This window comes from Nocardioides panacisoli (assembly GCF_019448235.1).
In the GTDB taxonomy this organism is placed as follows: domain Bacteria; phylum Actinomycetota; class Actinomycetes; order Propionibacteriales; family Nocardioidaceae; genus Nocardioides; species Nocardioides panacisoli_A.
Genome location: NZ_CP080409.1, coordinates 2,756,968 through 2,777,208 on the forward strand (window position 1 = coordinate 2,756,968; position 20,241 = coordinate 2,777,208).

Genomic DNA, 20,241 nt, shown 5'->3' on the forward strand with positions numbered 1-20,241 from the left:
TGCCCCCTCGACGGTACGACGCCGCCGGGTGCGCGACGGTGCTCCCTAGGCTGGTGCGGTGCTGACCACCCTGCGGCCGATGGCCGTCGCCGACCTGTCCGCGTTGACCGGTGAGGACGCTCCCTTCGAGGACTTCGGGCCGCGGCCGCCGCGACACGAACCACTGAGCAGCTCGCTGTCCGCCGACCCCGGTGGGTTGACGGTCGCGGGACCCGACGACGCGGCCGTGGGGAACGTGAGCTGGGTCTGGCGGCGGTGGGGCCCGAACCCGCCCTCGGCCAACCCGGTCATCGGCATCTGGCTGGCGCCCGGTGCGCGGGGCCGCGGTGTCGGCGCCCGGGCGCAGCGCGCGCTCGTCGAGCTGTTCTGGCGGCACACCACGGTGTCGCGGGTGGAGGCCCACACCGACGTCGACAACCGGGCCGAGCGGCGCGCACTCGAGGCCGCCGGATTCACCCTGGAGGCCACGGCCCGCGCGGCCCAGTGGCGCGACGGTGCCCACCGCGACATCGCGGCGTACGTCGTCCTCCGGCCGGGCCCGGCCGAGGGCGCGAGCGAGCCCGACTGATCGGCTGGACCGGGCTCGGGTCACCGAGGCTTCACCGCAGCGACACCCGGGCTCGTCCGGCGTGGCACTGGACGGCCAGCTGTGGTTGGTCGCATCGTGGGGCAACTGCTCACCGTTCTCGGAGGTCTGCACCCATGCCCAGCGTCACCAGGTACGCCGCACCCCTCACCGCGATCCTCGCGATCGCACTGCTCGCGCTCGCCGTGCCGCCCAGTCAGGCGGCCGGCTCCTACTCCGCCCCGTTCCTGACCGCGATCGACGACCTGACCGTCGCGAACGAGGTCCGCACCGGCTATGACCGCGACGAGTTCGACCACTGGGTCGACGCCGACGGCGACGGCTGCGACGCCCGCCGTGAGGTGCTCATCGACGAGGCCGACGACCCGGTCACCGTCGGCAGCGGCTGCTCGCTGTCCGGTGGCCGCTGGTACTCCTACTACGACGGCGTGAGCGTGTACGACGACTCCGAGGTCGACATGGACCACCTCGTGCCGCTGGCCGAGGCCTGGGACTCCGGTGCCCGCACGTGGTCGGCGAGCACGCGCGAGTCCTTCGCCAACGACCTGGGCGACTACCGCACGCTCGTCGGCGTCACCGCCAGCTCCAACCGCTCCAAGGGCGACCGCGACCCGCGTGAGTGGATGCCCGCGCTCTACCAGTGCCGCTACCTGCAGCAGTGGGTCGCGGTGAAGCACCGGTGGCGGCTCAGCGTCGACGCCGCCGAGCGCGACTTCCTGCGCGACGAGGCCGCGGCGCTCGGGTGCAGCAACACCACGATCAGCGTGGCCGTCGCACGCTGAGTACGGTCACGATGCACCGACGCCCCGGAGGCGAACCTCCGGGGCGTCGGTGACGGTCGTCGTGGGACCTTCAGGGTCGAGCGCTCACTCTTCGCCCTTGATGAAGGCCTCGACGCGGGCGCGACCCTCGGTGTCCTCGATCTGCACCGGCGGGCTCTTCATCAGGTAGGACGACGCGGAGATGATCGGGCCACCGATGCCGCGGTCCTTGGCGATCTTCGCCGCACGGATGGCGTCGATGATGATGCCGGCCGAGTTCGGGGAGTCCCACACCTCGAGCTTGTACTCCAGGTTCAGCGGGGCGTCACCGAAGGCGCGACCCTCGAGGCGGACGTAGGCCCACTTGCGGTCATCGAGCCACGGGACGTAGTCCGAGGGACCGATGTGGACGTCCTTGTCGTGGATCTTGCCCGACAGCGGACCGCTGAGGTTCGAGGTGACGGCCTGGGTCTTGGAGACCTTCTTCGACTCCAGCCGCTCGCGCTCGAGCATGTTCTTGAAGTCCATGTTGCCGCCGATGTTGAGCTGGTAGGTGCGGTCCAGCACGACACCGCGGTCCTCGAAGAGGCGGGACATGACGCGGTGGGTGATGGTGGCACCGACCTGCGACTTGATGTCGTCACCGATGATCGGGACGCCCGCGTCCTCGAACTTCTTCGCCCACGCCGGGTCGGACGCGATGAAGACCGGCAGCGCGTTGACGAAGGCCACGCCGGCGTCGATGGCGCACTGGGCGTAGAACTTGTCGGCCTCCTCCGAGCCCACCGGCAGGTAGGACACGAGGACGTCGACCTCGGCCTCCTTGAGGGCCTGCACCACGTCCACGGCCGGGGCGTCGGCCTCGTCGATGGTCTCGAGGTAGTACTTGCCGAGGCCGTCGAGCGTCGGGCCGCGCTGCACGGTGATGCCGGTCGGCGGGACGTCGCAGATCTTGATGGTGTTGTTCTCCGAGGCCTGCGTCGCCTCGGCCAGGTCGAAGCCGACCTTCTTGGCGTCGACGTCGAACGCGGCGACGAACTCCACGTCGCTGACGTGGTAGTCACCGAACGTGACGTGCATCAGCCCGGGGATGGAGCCGTCCGGGTCGGCGTCCTTGTAGTAGTGCACGCCCTGGATCAACGACGTCGCACAGTTGCCTACACCGGCGATCGCTACTCGTACCGAACCCATCGGGGATTCCTTCCTTGTCTTGGCGGCCGTGGTCATGGCCTCGGGTGCGAGGGAGCCCTCGCGTCGGGTGTCCATCTCAGTTGTCGCCCTGCGGAGCCGGTTCCTCGCCGCGTTCGGCCTGGATCAGCTCCGAGAGCCACTTGACTTCTCGTTCGACCGACTCGACGCCGTGCCGTTGCAGCTCGGCGGCGTACCGGTCCACTTCCTTCTGGGTCATCGACAGCTCGCGCTGCACCCGGTCCAGGCGCTCCTGCAGTCGCGACCGGCGGCCCTCGAGCACGCGCAGTCGCACCCCCATGTCGGTGGAGGAGAAGAACCGGAACCGGATGTCGAAGTTGCCGTCCTCCCAGGCGGTCGGTCCGACCTCGGACATCAGGCGCTGGAACTCGTCGGTGCCCTGGTCGGTGACTTGGTAGACGATGCGCTGGCGACGGTTGGCGGGAGCGCTGTGGTGCGGCGCCTCCTCGATGAGCCCCGCGCGGAGCATCTTCTTCAGCGCGGGGTACAGCGAGCCGTAGGACAGCAGGCGGCCCCAGCCCAGCATCAGGTTGAGGCGCTTGCGCAGCTCGTAGCCGTGCATGGGTCCTTCGTGCAGCAGTCCGAGGACTGCCAGCTCGATGGTCTCGCCACGCCGTGCCATGACACCTATCGTATCGATATATCTGCGAAACGTGAACTCTCGATGGATCGAGAGTGTCCACCGGGGGTGTGTCCGCGGCGCGAATCTCCGGGCGACCCGGGTCCGAGAAGTGGGACGGCGCGTGTGTGGACCCGTACTCTGTTTCGTCGTGGCAGCCAGATCCAAGGGCAAGCGGGCATCGACCCCTGCCAAGAAGCGGACCGCACGCGGGCGGAGCTCGAAGAGCACGCCGCGCGTGTGGCGTCGTCGTCTCCTCAAGTGGGGCGGCATCTCGGGCCTCGTGCTGGCCCTGGTGCTCGCCGGTGGGGGCTTCTGGTTCTACCAGGCGGTCGACATCCCCGACCCCAACGAGGACTTCCTCACCGAGACCACCCAGGTGATGTACGCCGACGGCAAGCAGGAGATGGGCACCTTCGCGGTGCAGAAGCGTGACTCCATCCCGCTGGAGGAGATGCCGGACAACATCAAGGACGCCGTCGTCGCCGCGGAGAACCAGACCTTCTGGACCGACCGCGGCATCGACCCCCGGGGCATCCTGCGCGCCGCCTTCAGCAACGCGCAGGGCAACGCCACCCAGGGTGCCTCGACCATCACCCAGCAGTACGTCAAGATCCTCTACCTGACCCAGGACCGCACCTACACCCGCAAGGCGAAGGAAGCAGTCCTCTCGCTGAAGGTGCAGAACCAGCTCAGCAAGGAGCAGGTGCTCGAGGGCTACCTCAACACCATCTACTTCGGCCGCGGCGCCTACGGCATCCAGGCCGCCTCCCAGGCCTACTTCGGCAAGCCCGCCAAGAAGCTCAACATCCGCCAGGCCGCCGTGCTGGCCGCGGTGCTCAACAACCCCAGCCGCTTCGACCCGGCCAACGGCGAGGACGCCAAGGCCAACCTCAAGGTCCGCTACGACTACGTGCTGTCCTCCATGGCCGACATGGGCACGGCCCCGGTCGAGAAGACCGACAAGGCGCGCAAGCGGCTGCCCAAGTTCCCCCAGATCTCCAACAGCGACCGGTACGGCGGCCAGAAGGGCCACGCGCTGAGCATGGTCCGCAGTGAGCTCCAGCGCCTCGGCTTCAGCGACGAGGAGATCGACGGCGGTGGCCTGAAGGTCACCACCACCTTCACCAAGAAGGACATGGCCGCCGCCGAGCAGGGCGTTAAGGAGGCCCGCCCCGAGGGCTTCTCCGACGACGAGCTGCACGTGGGCGTCGCCGTCACCGAGCCCGGGACGGGCGCGGTCCGCGGCATCTACGGCGGGCAGGACTACCTGGACTCCCAGCTCAACTGGGCGGTCAAGGGCGGCCAGGCCGGCTCGATCTTCAAGCCCGTCGCGCTCGCCGCCGGCATCGACCAGGGCTTCTCGCTCGAGGACCGCTTCGAGGGCAACTCCCCGCTGGAGGTCCCCGGGGGCGAGATCGAGAACCAGGGCGATGACGACTACGGCAGCGTGGACATGGTCACCGCCACCGAGAACTCCATCAACACCGCCTACGTCGACATGACCATGGGCATGAACGACGGCCCCGAGGCCATCGTCGCCATGGCGGAGAAGATGGGCATCCCCGGCAACGAGGCCAACAAGAAGGACCCCTTCGGCCTGCCCACCTCCAGCCCCGGCTTGAACCCGTTCCTCTCGGTGGCGCTGGGGCCGCAGACGGTCAGCCCGATCAACATGGCCAACGGCTACGGCACGATCGCCAACGGCGGTGAGCGCAGCGACGCCTTCATCATCGACAAGGTCGTCGACGAGGAGGGCCGCACCCGCTACCAGCACAAGGTCACCGGCGGCCGCGCCATGAGCGAGGACATCGCCGCCGACGTGTCCTACGCGCTGCAGCGCAACGCGCAGTTCGGCACCGGCAGCAAGTCCTCGGTCATCGGACGCCCGAGCGCCGGCAAGACCGGCACGGCCACCAACGACAAGGGGTGGGTCACCTCGGCCTGGTACACCGGCTACACCCCGCAGCGCTCGATCGCGGTCTCCTACACCCGCGGCAACGGCGTCGGCCGCCTCGACGGCTGGCTGCCCTCCTTCTTCGGCAGCGGCTTCCCGCTCGACACCTGGAACTCGGTGATGCGGCGCTCCATGGAAGGCATGGAGGTCGAGGAGTTCCCGCCGCCGGCCAACGTCGACGGCGAGGCGCCCTCCGATGGCTACGAGCCGCCCCCGCCGCCGCCCCCGGAGCCGACGAAGACGCAGCAGTCGAAGAAGCCGTCGAGCTCGGCACCGACGACCAAGGAGACCGAGGAGACCTCGGAGCCGACCCAGGAGCCGTCGCCGACGAAGTCCAGCAAGGAGCCGTCACCGTCGCTGCCCACCGGGCCGAGTGAGTCCCCGAGCGATTCGCAGAGTCCGACGGCCAAGCCCTCCGCGACGCGGAGTGGCAACCAGCGCCGTCGGCGGCGTACCGCTGCGCGCGGATGACGCACCGCCACCCGACGCAGGAGGACCCGGTCGTGGCCGGTCTCTCCGAGGCGGTGGGTGGACCCGTCGGCGACCACGCCGGACGGCACCCGTGGTGGACCCCGCGGCGAGTGCTGCTGTTGCTGGCGGCGGTGGTCTTCGCCCTCGGCGTGGTGCAGAAGGCGCCGTGCTCGCTGGGGGCGAGCGAGGACACCGAGGCGACGTACGCCCAGATGTGCTACACCGACCTGCGCCCGCTCTACATCCCGCGCGGCTTCGCCGAGAACGCCTGGCCCTACTCCGGTGACGACCAGACGCGCAGCCGCTACGAGGTGATGGAGTACCCCGTCGGGATCTCCTACTGGGCGTGGGGCACCTCGTGGGTGACGCACTGGCTGGTGGGTTCGCCGGACCTCGACGACCGGTACGCCGCCGCGCCCTCCCAGCTGTGGGGGCTGGACGGGATGGATGCCGAGATCACCGTGTTCGTGCTGGTCAACGCGGTCGGGTTCGCCCTGCTCGCGCTGCTCACGGTGTGGTTCCTCACCGGTGTCTCACCCGGACGCCCGTGGGACGCGGCGGCGTTCGCCCTCTCCCCGGCGCTGGCGTTGACCGGCCTGATCAACTGGGACCTCATCGCCGTCGCGCTCGTCGCCGCCGCCCTGTGGGCGTGGACGCGGGAGCGCACCGTGCTGACCGGAGTCCTGATCGGGCTCGGCGTCGCCGCCAAGCTCTATCCGCTGTTCCTGCTGGGCGGGCTCCTCGTGCTGTGCCTGCGACGGCGCCGCATCGCCGACTTCACCACGCTGTTGGTCACCAGCTTCGCGGCCTGGCTGGCCGCCAACGCGCCGGCGTACCTCACCGGGCGCGAGCAGTGGCGCGTCTTCTGGGACTTCAACGCCGAGCGCGGCGCCGACCTGGGCTCGCTGTGGCTCCTGGTCGACCAGGCCACCGACATCGGGTTCGCCGCCGGCACCATCAACACTTGGAGCTGGGCGCTCTTCGCCCTGTGGTGCCTGGGTGTCTTCGTGCTCGGGATGAAGGCCCCCGAGGATCCGCGACTGGCGCAGCTCGGCTTCCTGATCGTGGCCGGCTTCCTGATCATCAACAAGGTCTACTCGCCGCAGTACGTGCTGTGGCTGCTCCCGCTGGCCGTGCTCGCCCGGCCCCAGTGGCGGGACCAGCTGGTGTGGCAGGGCGGCGAGCTCTTCTACTTCGCGATGGTCTGGTGGTACCTCGGCGGGTTCCTCGAGCCCGCCGGCGGCGGGGACGCCGGCTTCTACTGGGTCGCGATCCTCGTCCGCGTCGCCGCCGAGCTCTACCTCGTGGCGCTCGTCGCCCGCGACGTCTGGCGCCCCGAGCACGACGTCGTACGGTCCCCGCGACGTCAGTCGGAGATGACCACCCGGTCGACGTCGGTGGCGGTGTAGCGGACGCGGACGTCGACCTCGTCGCCGACCTCCGGGACCTCGGCGCCCGCGGGGAGGTAGAGCATCGAGGCCTGCATGTGCGGGGGCTCGGCGAAGAGCCGCGCCTTGCCGGCCACGGTGAACGGCGACTTCACCCAGCCCGCCGCGTCGAGCCCGCCGCGGGCGACGGTCGCGACCCGGGACCGCAGACCTTGGTCACCGGCCGGTGCCTCCAGGCCGATGCCGTGGGCGGTGCCGCCACTGACCACCAACAGGTGCCCGTCGCGCGGGATGCTGCGGCCGCGGTAGCCGAACTCCTCACCGCGTGCGACCGCGTGGACGTCCAGCACGCGGGCCCGCACCGAGAACGCGCCGCGGTCGCCGAGCCAGAGCGCCGTGCCGATCCGCGGCCGGAGCGTGACGCCCGGGTGGGCCGACCGCACCCGGTCGAGCTCGGCCTCGGAGAGGTGGCTGACCCACGCCGTCACCGGCCCCAGGCCCGCGCCGACCGCGTCGGTGAGCAGCCGCCCGACCTCGGCGACGTGGGCGCCGTGGCCCAGCGGCAGGTGGATCGCGAAGCCCTCGAACCGGGCCCCGGGGTGGCGCCGCAGCAGGCTCGCCGCCTGCCACAGGTCGTCGGCGCGCATCCCGTGGCGCTGCATCGAGGTGACCTGCTCCAGCACCAACCGGGCGCGGGGGTCGACCGCGAGCAGGGCGCCGACGTCCTCGGCGCGGCTCACGGTGTGGACGACCCGGTCGGCCAGGCGGGGCTCGAGCGGCTCGATCCACGGCCGCCAGGGCGTGAGGACCACGATGTCGCCGTCCCAGCGGGGCGCGACCTGCGCGATCTCGTCATAGGTCCCCACTGCCACGGCCGGTACGTCGTGACCGCGGTCGCGCAACCACTGCGCCCGCCGCGCGAGGCGGCCGACGGTGAGGCCGTAGCCGTTGCCCTTGGCGACCGGCACCAGCCCCGGGTGGGCGGCGGCGACCGACTCCAGGTGGGCGCGCCAGCGCGGCCCGTCGACGTGCAGCGTGAGGCTCATCGGGTCACCGCCGGCTCAGGTAGATCTGGAAGGCCTTGTACAGGGCACGGTTGATCGGCAGGTCCCACTCGCCGGCGTACTCGACGGCCTCGCCGCCGGTGCCGACCTTGAACTGGATCAGGCCCACGTGCGGGTCGTCGGCGTCCAGGGTCTCGGTGATGCCGCGCAGGTCGTAGATCGCGGCGCCCTCGGTGAGCGCGTCGGTGATCATCCGCCACTGGATGGCGTTCGACCCGCGTACGTCGCGCTTCTCGGTGGAGGAGGCGCCGTAGGAGTACCAGCTGTGCTCACCCACGCGGATCCAGATGGTCGCCGCGACCAGGTCGCCCTCGTGGCGGGCGAGGTAGAGCCGCAGGTCGGTGACGGCGTCGGCGCGGGGCTCGGCCAGCGCCTCGAACATCGCGCGGAAGTAGGACAGCGGCCGCGGGGTGAAGCCGTCGCGCTCGGCGGTGTGGACGTAGAGGTCGTGGAAGAGCTTCAGCCCGCCGCGGGGGTCGGTCTGCTCGACCTCGACGCCGGCCTTGGTGGCCTTCTTGATGTTGCGGCGCCACTGCTGGTTCATGCCCTTGAGGACGTCGTCCTCGGTGCGTGGCGAGCGTTCCCCGGTGGTCGAGCCGTCCCCGGTGGTCGAGCCTGTCGAGACCAGCGGGATCTGGAAGTTGTAGCGCGGCTGCCCGGCGGAGAACCCGCCCCCGGCGTCCTGCCGGCGCCAGCCCAGCGAGGTGAGCTGCGAGACCACCCGGGCGCCGGCGGGGTCCTGCTCGGTGGGCGGCAGCTGGGTGAGGCGGGTGACGGCGTCGTCGGCGATGCCGGCCTTGACCTGCTGGGCGTCCCAGCGGGCGGTGACGACCGGCGGGCCGATGCGGACCGCGAACGCCCCCTGCTGCTTGAGGTGGGTCACCATCGGCTCCAGCCAGTCGCCGAGGCGGTCGGTCGTCCAGTCGATGACCGGGCCCTCGGGGAGGTAGGCCAGCGACTTGTTGAGCCTGGGCAGCTTGCGGTGCAGCACGAGCGCGGCGCCGACCTGCTCCTCACCCTCGAACCACCCCAGCGACTCGGGGCGCCACTCACTCTTGACGGCCGCCCAACCGGGCGTCTGCAGGAAGCTGGCACTGGCTCGGCTGGTGAGGAAGTCGTGGTGCTCGGACGGGGAGATCACGCGCACGCTCGGCATGGGGCACAGGCTAACGGCCGGGACGATCGGGACCGTGTCGGCGTCAGAGCCGGTCGCGCAGCCACGCGAAGTCGGCGCGGTGCTCCTCCGGGCCACCCGGCGTCTCGCAGATGACCGGGGCGCCGGCGTCGCGCACGACGGTCGCCAGCAGGTCGGGGTCGATGAGCCCCTCGCCGAAGTTGGTGTGGCGGTCGGCGCCGGAGTCGAACTCGTCGCGGCTGTCGTTGCCGTGCACCAGGTCGATGCGGCCGGTGATGGCGCGTACGTCGGCCGCGAGCGTCGCCAACGGGTTGCCGCCGGCGTGGGCGTGGCAGGTGTCGAGGCAGAAGCCGACGTCGTCGAAGCCCTCCGCTCCGGAGATCGCGTCCCAGACCCGGCCGATGCTGTCCAGCAGCCGCGCCATGGCGTGGTCGCCGCCGGCGGTGTTCTCGATGAGCAGCGGCACCTTGATGTCGGTCGACTCGATGGCCTTGCGCCAGTTGTCGTAGCCCTTCTCCGGCGCATCGTCCTTGGTGACGTGACCGCCGTGGACGATGAGGCCCTTCGCGCCGATCTCGGCCGCAGCGTCCATGTGCTGCTGGAGCAGCTTGCGGCTGGGGATGCGGATCTTGTTGTTCAGGCTGGCCACGTTGATCCGGTACGGCGCGTGGACGTAGAGGTCGACGCCCGCCGCCTCGGCGGCGGTCCGCAGCGCGGCCGCACCGCCGTCGTAGGTGACCTCGGGCCCGCGGTAGCTCTGCGGGTCACCGAGGAAGAACTGCACCAGCGAGGTGTCGCGGGCCTGCGCCTCGGCGACGGGGTCGGTCTGGTCGACGTGGGCTCCGATGGCGATCACGGCCTCACCCTCCCATCGCGTCGATCGCCGCCTGGACCTGGTCCGGCGTCAGCCACAGCGGCGTCTGCACCAGCCACTGCACGCCGTGGGGGTCGCGCACCCGGCCGCCGCGGGCGCCGTAGGGCTGGTCGGCGACGGGGAACACCGTCTCGGCGCCCGCATCCAGCATGCGGTGCACGAGGTCGTCGGGATCGTCCACGGTCAGCTCCAGGATCGGGCCCGGCGACGGCACCGGGTCGTGGGCGTCGCCGTCCTTGAGGGTGACCGTCGCCCCGAACAGCTGCATCGAGGCGAACACGATCGAGTCGCCCGCGACGTAGCGCTGGTCGACCTCGGCGCCGAGGGTGTCGGCGTACCACTGCAGGGCGGCCGCGGTGTCGGCCAGGACGAGCTTGGGGCTCAGCGATGCGGTCATGGCTCCAGCGTGCCACCGACCACGGACACGGGGATTGGGTCGCCGGCCGCGGCCGTTGCTACTGTTCCCTGTCGCGTTCCCACCGACGGGGACGCACAGGCAAGGCCCTCCTGCCGCGGAGAGACCGCGGCCGCTGAGTCCACAGGAGGTGGAGATCGCTTTGCGCAACTACGAAGTCATGGTCATCCTCGACCCGAGCATCGACGAGCGCCGCGCGCAGCCGTCGCTGACCAAGTACCTCGACGTGATCACCGAGGCCGGTGGCACGATCGCGAACGTCGACGTGTGGGGCCGCCGCCGGCTGGCCTACGAGATCAACAAGCACGCCGAGGGCATCTACGTCGTCATCGACCTCACCGCCGCGACCGAGACCGTCAAGGAGTTCGAGCGCCGCCTCAACCTCGACGAGTCCGTGCTGCGCCTGAAGGTCCTCAAGCCCACCGCCGTGGCGGCCACCGCTCCGAGCGAGGACTGACGCCCCCTGTGGATGGGCCCTACCGGTTGTCGGCAGGGCACGCCACGATAGGCGTCACCGAACTCGACTGAGAGAGAGATCCCCATGGCAGGCGAGACCATCATCACCGTCGTCGGCAACCTGACCGACGACCCGGAGCTGCGGTTCACGCCCTCGGGCGCCGCCGTCGCCAACTTCACGGTGGCGTCGACCCCGCGCACCTTCAACCGCGAGACCAGCCAGTGGGAGGACGGCGAGGCCATGTTCCTGCGCTGCTCCATCTGGCGGCAGGCCGCGGAGAACGTCGCGGAATCCCTCACCAAGGGCACCCGGGTGATCGTCCAGGGCCGGCTCAAGCAGCGCAGCTTCGAGACCCGCGAGGGCGAGAAGCGCACGGTCATCGAGCTCGACGCCGACGAGATCGGTCCCGCGCTGCGCTTCGCCACCGCCCAGGTCAGCAAGTCCGGTCGCGGTGGCGGCGGTGGGGGCTACGGCTCCCAGGGCGGCGGTCAGGGCGGTGCCCCGGCCGGCGACCCGTGGGCCAACCAGGGTGGCGGCCAGGGCGGCGCCCCGGCCAACGACCCCTGGGCCGCCCCCGGCGTGGGCAACGCGGGATCCGACGACCCGCCCTTTTGATCCACACATTCATCAGCACATCAACCATTCCGGCCCGCTGGACTGAGCGGGCCGGGCTCTGAGGAGGAGCACCACAATGGCCAAGCCAGTCGTTCGCAAGCCGAAGAAGAAGGTTTGCCAGTTCTGCAAGGAGAAGGCGACCGGTGTCGACTACAAGGACACCGCGCTGCTCCGCAAGTTCATCTCCGACCGCGGCAAGATCCGCGCGCGGCGTGTGACCGGCAACTGCGTCCAGCACCAGCGGGACGTGGCGATCGCGGTCAAGAACGCCCGCGAGGTTGCCCTGCTGCCCTACACCTCCGCCGGTCGCTGAGCCAGGGAAGGGAGAAGCATCATGAAGATCATCCTGACCCAAGAAGTCGACGGCCTCGGTGCCGCCGGTGACGTCGTCGACGTCAAGCCGGGCTACGCCCGCAACTACCTCCAGCCGCGCGGCTTCGCCGTCGCCTGGACCAAGGGCGGCCAGAAGCAGGTCGACCAGATCAAGGCTGCCCGTGTCGCCCGCGCCGTGCGCGACGAGGAGCACGCGGCCCAGATCCGCGCCAAGCTCGAGGGCTCGACCGTCGACGTGAAGGTGCAGGCCGGTGAGGGTGGCCGGCTGTTCGGTTCGGTCACCGCCTCCGACGTCGCCGCCGCGCTCGGTGAGGCGACCGGTGAGCAGATCGACAAGCGCACCGTCGTGATCGGCAACCCGATCAAGTCCCTCGGTGCCCACGAGGTGTCGGTCAAGCTCCACGACGACGTCTCGGCCAACGTGGCGCTCAACGTCATCCGCGCCTGAGACACCGTCTCCAGCCGTAGGGCCGGATCCCGTCGCCGACGGGGTTCGGCCCCACGTCGTTTTTCCGGGACGGTTCGCGGTCAGCCGACGTGCTCCTCCAGTGGGGGCGGACCCGCCCAGGGGCGACTGGCGTAGATGAAGCACTGCAGGATCGTCACCAGCAGCGCGAGCTGGGCGCCGCTCGCTGCCCACGGGCCGAGCGCGTCCCATCCGGCGCCGAAGACCAGGACCGGGGCGACGACGACCGCGATCAGCAGGCCCTCGCACATCTGCAGCCACGCGGCGGCACTGGCGCCGTGGGCGTCCTCGGTGCTCGTGCGTGCCGCGGCAGCGAGCACGTGGCACAGCAGGGCGAGGAAGGCCAGGCCGGGCACGTTGACCGCCCAACCGATGGCCGGCTCCTCCTCGACGAAGGCGTCCCCGGCGGGGAACCAGACGGCTGCGGACGCCACCAGGGCGATCGCCCCCAGGGCCGCGAGGACGGGCCACTGCGGTGCCAGCCCCGGCACGCGGCGCAGCCCCGGCAGCGCCAGCAGCGCGATCGCCCAACCGACGGGGTCCGGGAACCAGTCGACCGCGGTGCCCTGCGTCGTGAGGGCGACCCACACCATCCCGAGCCCGACGGCTTGGAGCGGCTTCATGCGCCGGTCACCAGCCAGCGGTCGCCGGCGGCCCGGCGGGTCAGGGTGACGTAGCGCCCGCCCATGAAGAGCGCCCCGAAGACCACCCACAGCCAGGGCAGCGCGGCGCCCGCCCATCCGGTCAACAGCACCACGGGAGCGTATCCGGCCAGCACCGCCAGGCCGGCCCATGCCAGGTACGGCCCGTCGCCGGCGCCGATGAGGACGCCGTCGAGGACGAACACCACGCCGGCCACGGGTTGGGCGAGGGCCGCCACGAGCAGCACGGGCACCAGCGCGTCGCGCACGGCGGTGTCAGGGGTGAACAGGTGGCCGAGCCACGGGCTGACGGCGGCCAGGCCGAGGCCGGTCGCGATCCCGCTGACGACGCCCCAGCGGACCATGCGGGCGGTCACCGTCCGGGTTGCGTCCGCGTCGCCGGCGCCGAGGTAGCGGCCGGTGATCGCCTGTGCGGCGATCGCGATCGCGTCCAGGGCGAACGCGAGGAAGCCCCAGATGGTCAGCGCGAGCTGGTGGGCGGCGATCGGCACCGACTCCTCCGCAGCGGAGGTGCTGGCCGCGACGACGGCGTACGTCGTCACCAGCAGGGAGGCGCGCAGGGTGAGGGTCCGGATCAGCAGCGGTACGCCGGCCCGTCCGGCGGCGAGGATGCCGCGGCGGCGGGGGACCAGGGACGTGCCCTCGCGGCGGGCGGCACGGGTGACCACGGCGATGAGGACGGCCGCGCTGGCGAGCTGGGCGAGCACGGAGCCGAGCGCCGAACCGACGATGCCCAGGCCGGGCACGGGGCCGGCGCCGAAGACGAGGACCACGTTGAGCCCGAGGTTGGCGACGTTGCCGGCGATGGCGACGTACATCGGGGTGCGGGTGTCCTGGAGTCCGCGGAGGACTCCGGTGGCGGCGAGCATGAGCAGCAGCGGGGTGACGCCGAGCAGGGCGACGCGGAGGTAGTCGACGGCGGGCTCGCTGACACCGGCGCCCGCGCCGAAGGCGGCCACGAGTGGACCGGTGAGGGCGATGCCGAGGGCGGTGACGGGGACGCCGATGGCCACCGCCAGCCAGAGGCCGTCGATGCCCTGGCCGAGGGCCGCGCCCCGTCGGCCGGCGCCGAGCTGGCGGGCGACGCCGGCGGTGGTGCCGTAGGCGAGGAAGACGCAGAGTCCGACGAGGGTCTGCAGGACGGTGGCGGCGATGCCGAGGCCGGCCAGCTCAGGGGTGCCGAGGTGTCCGATGACGGCGGCGTCGCCGAGGAGGAAGAGGGGCTCGGCGACCAGTGCGAGGAAGGCCGGCACGGCGAGCCGGGCGATCTCGCGGTCGTCGCGCGTGGGGTGGAACCGCAGCGGCCGCCTCACCGGTCCGCTCCCGGTGGATAACTACCGGTTGCTTGTGGATATCGCGATTTCGCGCCGTCGCGGCGGTTGACGGTGCTATGGCACACACGTGACGTACACGTGAACGAAAAAGTCCGCGGATCTTTGTTCGTCCACAGATGTGAAGAAGTGTTCCTGCAGGTCAGGGGCGGTTTTCTCTCCGCGACCCACAGGTTCTCCCCAGTCTCGTGCACAGTCAGTGCACACCCCTCTCGCGTGTCGTCCACGGGTTGTCCCCAGTTGTCCACAGGGCCTGTGGGCGAATCGGTTTGTTCCGGTCCCGTCGGTGGGTAGGTTCTCGCTTCGTCCGCCACGCACACCCCGTCGGGGGCGAGGTACCGGCCAGTGTCGGTGCCGGGTCCTACCGTCGGTCCCAACGGATGGTCACACACCACCACCGACGTGGCACCACAGGTCGATGCGATCAGGAGTTCCGGTTTGAGCCTCACCGATTCCGACGTGCGTGACCTGCCCCCCGAGGACTGGAGCGACGGTCCCGCGGCCTACGAGCCGGGCAACGCTCCCATGGATGCGCGGACGCCGCCGCAGGACATGGCGGCCGAGCAGTCGGTGCTGGGCGCGATGATGATCAGCAAGGACGCGATCGCCGACGTCGTCGAGACGGTCCGTGGCCCGGACTACTACCGTCCGGCGCACGAGGCCATCCACGACGCCATCGTCGACCTCTACGGCCGGGGCGAGCCGGCCGACATGGTCACGGTCGCAGACGAGCTGGCGCGGCGCGGTGAGCTGCAGCGCATCGGGGGCGCGCCGTACCTCCACACGCTGTCGGCCAACGTGCCGATCGCGGCCAACGCGGGCTACTACGCCGAGATCGTCCACGAGAAGGCCGTGCTGCGGCGGCTCATCGACGCCGGCACCAAGGTCGTCCAGATCGGCTACCGCGGCGAGGGCGAGGTCACCGACATCGTCGACGCCGCCCAGGCCGAGATCTACCAGGTGGCCGACGGCCGCAAGACCGAGGACTACGTCCCGCTCAGCGACATCATGAACGGCGTCCTGGACGAGATCGAGGCGATCGAGAACCGCGAGGCGGGGCTGTACGGCGTCCCCACCGGCTTCGCCGACTTCGACGAGCTGACCAACGGTCTCCACCCCGGCCAGATGGTCGTCGTGGCCGCGAGACCGGCCATGGGCAAGTCGACGCTGGCTCTCGACTTCTGTCGTGCAGCGTCGATCCACAACAACCTGACCAGCTGCTTCTTCAGCCTGGAGATGACGCGCTCGGAGATCACGATGCGCCTGCTCTCGGCGGAGTCGCGGATCCCGCTGAACCACATCCGCAACGGCAAGATGAGCGCCGAGGAGTGGGAGCGGCTGGCGCGCCACGTGTCGAAGGTGTCGGCGGCGCCGATGTTCATCGACGACTCGCCCAACATGACGATGATGGAGATCCGGGCGAAGGCGCGGCGGCTCAAGCAGCGCCACGACCTGAAGCTGATCGTCGTGGACTACCTGCAGCTGATGACCTCGGGCAAGAAGGTCGAGTCCCGCCAGCTGGAGGTCTCGGAGTTCTCCCGCCAGATCAAGCTGCTGGCCAAGGAGCTCGAGGTCCCGATCATCGCGCTGTCGCAGCTCAACCGTGGTCCGGAGTCCCGGGCCGACAAGCGCCCGATGATGAGCGACCTGCGTGAGTCGGGTTCGATCGAGCAGGACTCGGACATGGTGATCCTGCTCCACCGCGAGGACGCCTACGAGAAGGAGTCCCCCCGCCCCGGCGAGGCCGACCTGATCGTCGCCAAGCACCGCAACGGCGCCACCCGCGACATCATCGTCGCCTTCCAGGGCCACTACAGCCGGTTCGTCGACATGGCCCACTGACGTCTGCCGTTGGTGACGATCGACGAGTCTGCAGAAAGTGCTCTGAGTCTGCTAGAGCTGCAAACTCGGTGGTGTGCGGTGAGGATGACCAACCTCGGCGGTCGAGTGCGGCAAAGATCCTTGGACCTCGCTGGGGGACCTTGTTGGACTGACTCCAATCGGTTGCTGGCGTCAAAGTGTGCGGGTCGCGTTGGTGCCGGACAAGGCCCCGGTCCCGGTGCATGTCACCGGACGGGGGATCTGGGACCCTGGGCCTCGCTCTACACGACTGACCTGCGGTGCCTCGCGGTTGGGGTTCGTCTTGCGGGACAGGGACTCCGGGCAGTTGCGTCGAACCGCCCAGAATGGGCTAGCTCAGGTTTCGCACATCTCGACGACCGTGTCGAGTGCGACGACGTCGGATCCGAGTGCGGTGCCACCCTCGAGGTCTGGCCCGACCCCGAGGACGCCGAGTGGCGTGCCGAGTACATCGCGCGCATTCAGGAGAAGGCGCCCATGCTCGGCAACGAGTACCACTACCTCGAAGGGCCCAACCTTCTCCGAGTGACAGGAGAGTTGAAACCCAGCGAGGCGTAGGAGTACGAGGACGCCTTCCTCAACTGACATGACGCCGCCGTCGAATCACTCGGTGACCGGCCGCGCCAGCCACCGGTAGTACGGCGACCTGGCCAGTCCGAGCACCTGCAGGAAGACCTCGGCCGGAACACCGCTCGCTGCGAGGTCTCTCACGAGCGGGTAGTACCGATTCCCGGCAGGTGCGCCTGCGACAGATTCGCCGCGGCACGGCGCAGCACCTCGTTCTCCGGCTCGAGTCGACGGATCCGACGCCGGGCTTCGCGCACCGAAACTCTTCCGACGCCGCTCGGCGGACGTCCCGAGGCGCCCATCGCAACGCTCTATGGCGAACGGGAGAGCTGTACGAACGGGTGACCCCGACCCACAGCGACGTCACCTGGCTGGCGGCGGAGACGATCGGCGCACGAGAAGGATCCGGTAGCCTCGCGGGAGCGGGTCGTGGGAGGGAGGCGGAAAGTGGTGCGCCTGAAGGACCTTGTGGTCGCCTACCGCAAGGCCAAGGTCGATCTGTATCACTCGACGGAGCAGCGATTCTTCGACCTAGTCGACTACGAGGAGTCCCTCGAGGCCAATCTTGCGGCCCTACTTGACCGGATCAACAACGGCGATCGTTCGTGGGTGATTGAACCCGCTTTCGTCGGCGGATTCACGGTCGTCCCCAAGAGCGTGGATCCCAGCCCCGCCGCTCCGTCGGTCTTGTGGTCCGACCCTGCCACCGATTGGCGGGAACGTGTCGCTGTGGCCGACAAGCCCCCGACCGCTACGTTCCGCCTCATGTCTCGATGCTCGGTGGACTTCCACGTCTTCTCGACCCTGTGGCTGATCACTGTCGGGGACAAGATGGACAGCGCGCTTGGGCTAAGTGCGTTCGGCAACCGGTTGCGGAGACGTCCGGACGGCGTACTCAACCGTGATGCGCCCGGCACGTTCAGATCCTATCTGTCGCCGTATCGGCAGTGGAGGGACAAGGGGCTCGCGGTGATGCGCTCAGAACTCGACGCGGGCAAGAGCATCGTGGCTTTAACCGCAGACGCAACGGCGTTCTACCACCGGCTCGACCCCGGTTTCATGCTTGACGAGGGGTTCCTCGCTCGCTTGGGTGTGTCCCTGACCGAGGAAGAGTGGCATCTCCACCGACTTTTTGTGGACGCTCTCCATGCCTGGACCAGCCACGTTTCCCGAGCAACCGGATGGCGTGAGCGTGGACTTCCTGTGGGGCTTCCGGCATCTGGGGTAGTGGCGAACGTGGCCCTGGCCGACCTCGACAGACTCGCCGCGGAGGAGTTCAAGCCCCTCTACTACGGCCGGTACGTCGACGACATCATGCTCGTCCTGGAGTCCACGGCGGCGCTCAACAGTCAACAGGACCTATGGGATTGGCTCGCCGCTCGGTCTCGGGGGCTGATCGCTCATGAGCGCGTCGATGAGACCGGCGTCGGCACGTTCGCTGCACATTTTGTGCCTGACTACCTCGCGGGCTCAGACGTCGTGTTCGAGAACGGCAAGAACAAGCTGTTTCACCTCTCCGGAGACACAGGCAGATTCATCCTCGGTTCCATAGAACGCACGATCAACGAGCGTGCAAGCGAATGGCGCGCGCTACCGTCTATCAGCGCCGACAGCAGCCGGATAGGTACTGACCTTGCGGCGATCACCACCTCGGACGGCGAAGCTGCGGCGACCCTGCGAGACTCCGATCAGCTGTCCGGGCGGAGAGCCTCGTTCGCGATCCGACTCCGGGACTTCGAAGCCTACGAGCGCATTCTTGAACCTGCGTCGTGGGCCGATCACCGCCGCGCCTTCTTTGGGGCGATCGAGCGACAACTACTCGCCTTGCCCACCTATTTTGACCTAGCTGGTTACTTGCCGCGGCTCATCAAGCTTGCCGCCGCATGCGAGGATCATGAAGCTCTGGCGAGTCTCTTCCAGGCGCTCCGTGAGCTAAACGATGAGGTCCAACGCACCTGTGTGGTGACCGTCGCCGAGTTCGACCCGAACGGAGAACGGGCTGCGGAAACACGTCGGCGTTGGGCCGAGCAAGTGGTTGTGGAGTGCGCCGAGAGCCTCGCCGCGGCTTACGGGGGCCGTCTGCGCGCACAGGAGTTGAGCGCCATGGTCGAGCCACTGACGACGATTGCACCACAGGCGGCCGATCAACTTCGAGTGAGGCGCCTGCGGCGCTGGCACCGGAGGTTGTTTGAGCGCGATCTTGGGCACGTACCGTATCGATTCGCCCTGATGCGGCGCGACCTCGGGCGGCATAGCGATCTCTACTCACCGACCCCACATGTGAGCGATCGCTTCGATCTCCCACTCGACGCGACGGTGGCGGACGGTCTCGACGAGCTGGTCGAGTGGCTCGACGACACCGCGGTGGATCCCGCCGAACTCGGCGTGGGTCGGGAGATCCCGGGCTTGGTGTTCGCTACGCGCCCGTTCAACGTCCTCGACCTCTACCTTGCGCTGCGGGGAGACGTGACGAATGCCCTCGGTTCGGCTCCTGCCGATGTGATACAGCGAATTCTGCGCGCGATCCGCGGGTTCAAACCAGCTGTCATGCCCGGTGTGGAACCCGACGGCAGGTTGATCGCCGTACCCTCCGAAGTCCGCTCAGGATGCCGTCGCATTGCTTTGGGCATGGTCCACACGGCGAAGGCATCGATGGAGGCCGCCGCGCTCGGCCGGTATGACATCACACGGCGGCGTTATGAACAGCTTGTTGACGTGGTCGACGAAGCCATCACCCGGCCGAGGCCCGTGCACTACCTGCTGCTGCCCGAGCTCGCCATGCCACCGATGTGGTTCGTGCACTTCGGTCTACGCCTGGAATCTCAGGGGATCAGCCTCGTCTCAGGCGTGGAATACCGGCATCGGACACCTGGCGTGGTCCACAACCAAGTCTGGGCAGCCCTCCGCGTCGACGGCGCCGGCTTCCCGTTCTTCCCCGTGTACCGCCAAGACAAGCAGAGGCCCGCACCTGGCGAGGAACGTAACCTTCGCGAGCTGAACAAGCTCTCGCTGCGGCCAGAGATCCCATGGTGCAACCCGCCCGTGATTGCGCACGGCGACTTCCGGTTCGCGCTGCTGATCTGCAGCGAACTTACGAACATCGCTCACCGAGCGTCGCTACGCGGGAGGGTCGACGCTCTCCTGGTGCCGGAGTGGAATCAGGACCTCCACACCTTCGGCGCCCTCGTCGAGTCGGCCGCACTCGACATCCATGCGTTTATTGCACAAGCCAACCATCGAGAGCATGGCGACGCCCGCATCCGCGGGCCCCTTCGCAAGGAGTGGAAGCGCGACGTGGTGCGGGTACGCGGCGGGACCCACGACTACGTCGTCGTCGGCGAGATCGACTTTCTTGCGCTCCGTCGTGAGCAGTCGAAGCACATCGTGCTCGATGGCGTTTTCAAACCGACGCCTGACGGCTTCGAGATCGCGTCCGAGCGGCGACTGCCGCTGTCCTCAGATTGACCGGAC

19 protein-coding genes are annotated in these 20,241 nt (G+C 69.4%); 10 read left to right on the forward strand and 9 right to left on the reverse strand.

The window, feature by feature from the left end; all coding sequences use genetic code 11:
- Positions 1-58: 58 nt before the first annotated feature.
- Both KUV85_RS13335 and KUV85_RS13340 read left to right on the forward strand, forming a co-directional pair.
- Entirely contained in the window at positions 59-568 is a 510-nt protein-coding gene (locus KUV85_RS13335) for a GNAT family N-acetyltransferase (protein ID WP_237690139.1), read from the forward strand.
- A 134-nt stretch (positions 569-702) separates the two neighbouring features.
- The gene (locus KUV85_RS13340) at positions 703-1,368 is read left to right on the forward strand and encodes an HNH endonuclease family protein (RefSeq protein ID WP_219960381.1); all 666 of its coding nucleotides are present in this window, start codon (positions 703-705) and stop codon (positions 1,366-1,368) included.
- An 84-nt stretch (positions 1,369-1,452) separates the two neighbouring features.
- Here the strand turns inward: KUV85_RS13340 and KUV85_RS13345 are convergent, their stop codons facing one another.
- Together KUV85_RS13345 and KUV85_RS13350 are read right to left on the reverse strand one after the other, a co-directional pair.
- Positions 1,453-2,538, reverse strand: a complete 1,086-nt coding sequence (locus tag KUV85_RS13345) for an inositol-3-phosphate synthase (RefSeq protein WP_219960382.1) — start codon at positions 2,536-2,538, stop codon at positions 1,453-1,455.
- Positions 2,539-2,614: 76 nt separating this feature from the next.
- The gene (locus tag KUV85_RS13350) at positions 2,615-3,178 is read right to left on the reverse strand and encodes a PadR family transcriptional regulator (protein ID WP_219960383.1); all 564 of its coding nucleotides are present in this window, start codon (positions 3,176-3,178) and stop codon (positions 2,615-2,617) included.
- Positions 3,179-3,326: 148 nt separating this feature from the next.
- Here KUV85_RS13350 and KUV85_RS13355 point away from each other — a divergent pair, with 148 nt between their 5' ends.
- Together KUV85_RS13355 and KUV85_RS13360 are read left to right on the forward strand one after the other, a co-directional pair.
- Positions 3,327-5,603 (forward strand): transglycosylase domain-containing protein, encoded by a 2,277-nt coding sequence (locus KUV85_RS13355; protein WP_219960384.1) that lies wholly within the window; start codon positions 3,327-3,329, stop codon positions 5,601-5,603.
- Positions 5,600-7,012 (forward strand): glycosyltransferase family 87 protein, encoded by a 1,413-nt coding sequence (locus tag KUV85_RS13360; RefSeq protein ID WP_219960385.1) that lies wholly within the window; start codon positions 5,600-5,602, stop codon positions 7,010-7,012. Before KUV85_RS13355 ends, KUV85_RS13360 begins: the two co-directional genes overlap by 4 nt.
- On the opposite strand, the gene KUV85_RS13365 is transcribed toward KUV85_RS13360, so the two are convergent.
- Genes KUV85_RS13365 through KUV85_RS13380 form a run of 4 tightly spaced genes read right to left on the reverse strand, consistent with a single transcriptional unit; the run spans position 6,970 to position 10,461 of the window.
- Entirely contained in the window at positions 6,970-8,037 is a 1,068-nt protein-coding gene (locus KUV85_RS13365) for an alanine racemase (RefSeq protein WP_219960386.1), read from the reverse strand. The genes KUV85_RS13360 and KUV85_RS13365 overlap by 43 nt on opposite strands.
- A 4-nt stretch (positions 8,038-8,041) precedes the next feature.
- Positions 8,042-9,211 carry a lipid II:glycine glycyltransferase FemX gene (locus tag KUV85_RS13370; RefSeq protein ID WP_219960387.1) on the reverse strand — a complete coding sequence of 390 codons (1,170 nt, stop codon included), beginning with the start codon at positions 9,209-9,211 and terminating at the stop codon, positions 8,042-8,044.
- Positions 9,212-9,254: 43 nt separating this feature from the next.
- Complete coding sequence (locus KUV85_RS13375) at positions 9,255-10,043, reverse strand: deoxyribonuclease IV (RefSeq protein WP_237690296.1); 789 nt, start codon at positions 10,041-10,043, stop codon at positions 9,255-9,257.
- A 7-nt stretch (positions 10,044-10,050) separates the two neighbouring features.
- The gene (locus KUV85_RS13380) at positions 10,051-10,461 is read right to left on the reverse strand and encodes a VOC family protein (protein WP_219960389.1); all 411 of its coding nucleotides are present in this window, start codon (positions 10,459-10,461) and stop codon (positions 10,051-10,053) included.
- Positions 10,462-10,621: 160 nt separating this feature from the next.
- Here KUV85_RS13380 and rpsF point away from each other — a divergent pair, with 160 nt between their 5' ends.
- From rpsF to rplI, 4 genes are all read left to right on the forward strand, one after another.
- On the forward strand, positions 10,622-10,936 hold the full coding sequence (gene rpsF / locus KUV85_RS13385) for a 30S ribosomal protein S6 (protein ID WP_219960390.1): 315 nt from the start codon (positions 10,622-10,624) through the stop codon (positions 10,934-10,936).
- An 84-nt stretch (positions 10,937-11,020) separates the two neighbouring features.
- Positions 11,021-11,551: a single-stranded DNA-binding protein gene (locus KUV85_RS13390; RefSeq protein WP_219960391.1), complete on the forward strand. Its 531-nt coding sequence runs from the start codon at positions 11,021-11,023 to the stop codon at positions 11,549-11,551.
- A 76-nt stretch (positions 11,552-11,627) separates the two neighbouring features.
- Positions 11,628-11,864, forward strand: a complete 237-nt coding sequence (gene rpsR, locus KUV85_RS13395) for a 30S ribosomal protein S18 (RefSeq protein ID WP_219960392.1) — start codon at positions 11,628-11,630, stop codon at positions 11,862-11,864.
- Between the two features lie 21 nt (positions 11,865-11,885).
- Positions 11,886-12,332, forward strand: coding sequence for a 50S ribosomal protein L9 (gene rplI / locus KUV85_RS13400; RefSeq protein WP_219960393.1), 447 nt, complete (start codon positions 11,886-11,888; stop codon positions 12,330-12,332).
- An 80-nt stretch (positions 12,333-12,412) separates the two neighbouring features.
- Here the strand turns inward: rplI and KUV85_RS13405 are convergent, their stop codons facing one another.
- Together KUV85_RS13405 and KUV85_RS13410 are read right to left on the reverse strand one after the other, a co-directional pair.
- Positions 12,413-12,973, reverse strand: coding sequence for a hypothetical protein (locus KUV85_RS13405; RefSeq protein WP_219960394.1), 561 nt, complete (start codon positions 12,971-12,973; stop codon positions 12,413-12,415).
- The gene (locus KUV85_RS13410; protein ID WP_219960395.1) at positions 12,970-14,325 is read right to left on the reverse strand and encodes an MATE family efflux transporter; all 1,356 of its coding nucleotides are present in this window, start codon (positions 14,323-14,325) and stop codon (positions 12,970-12,972) included. Before KUV85_RS13410 ends, KUV85_RS13405 begins: the two co-directional genes overlap by 4 nt.
- Before the next feature lie 543 nt (positions 14,326-14,868).
- Between KUV85_RS13410 and dnaB the strand changes: the two genes are divergently transcribed.
- Positions 14,869-16,185 (forward strand): replicative DNA helicase, encoded by a 1,317-nt coding sequence (dnaB, locus tag KUV85_RS13415; protein ID WP_219962911.1) that lies wholly within the window; start codon positions 14,869-14,871, stop codon positions 16,183-16,185.
- 354 nt (positions 16,186-16,539) lie between these two features.
- Here the strand turns inward: dnaB and KUV85_RS13420 are convergent, their stop codons facing one another.
- Positions 16,540-16,791: a hypothetical protein gene (locus tag KUV85_RS13420; protein ID WP_219960396.1), complete on the reverse strand. Its 252-nt coding sequence runs from the start codon at positions 16,789-16,791 to the stop codon at positions 16,540-16,542.
- 426 nt (positions 16,792-17,217) lie between these two features.
- Between KUV85_RS13420 and KUV85_RS13425 the strand changes: the two genes are divergently transcribed.
- Positions 17,218-20,235 carry an RNA-directed DNA polymerase gene (locus tag KUV85_RS13425; RefSeq protein ID WP_219960397.1) on the forward strand — a complete coding sequence of 1,006 codons (3,018 nt, stop codon included), beginning with the start codon at positions 17,218-17,220 and terminating at the stop codon, positions 20,233-20,235.
- Positions 20,236-20,241: the final 6 nt, after the last annotated feature.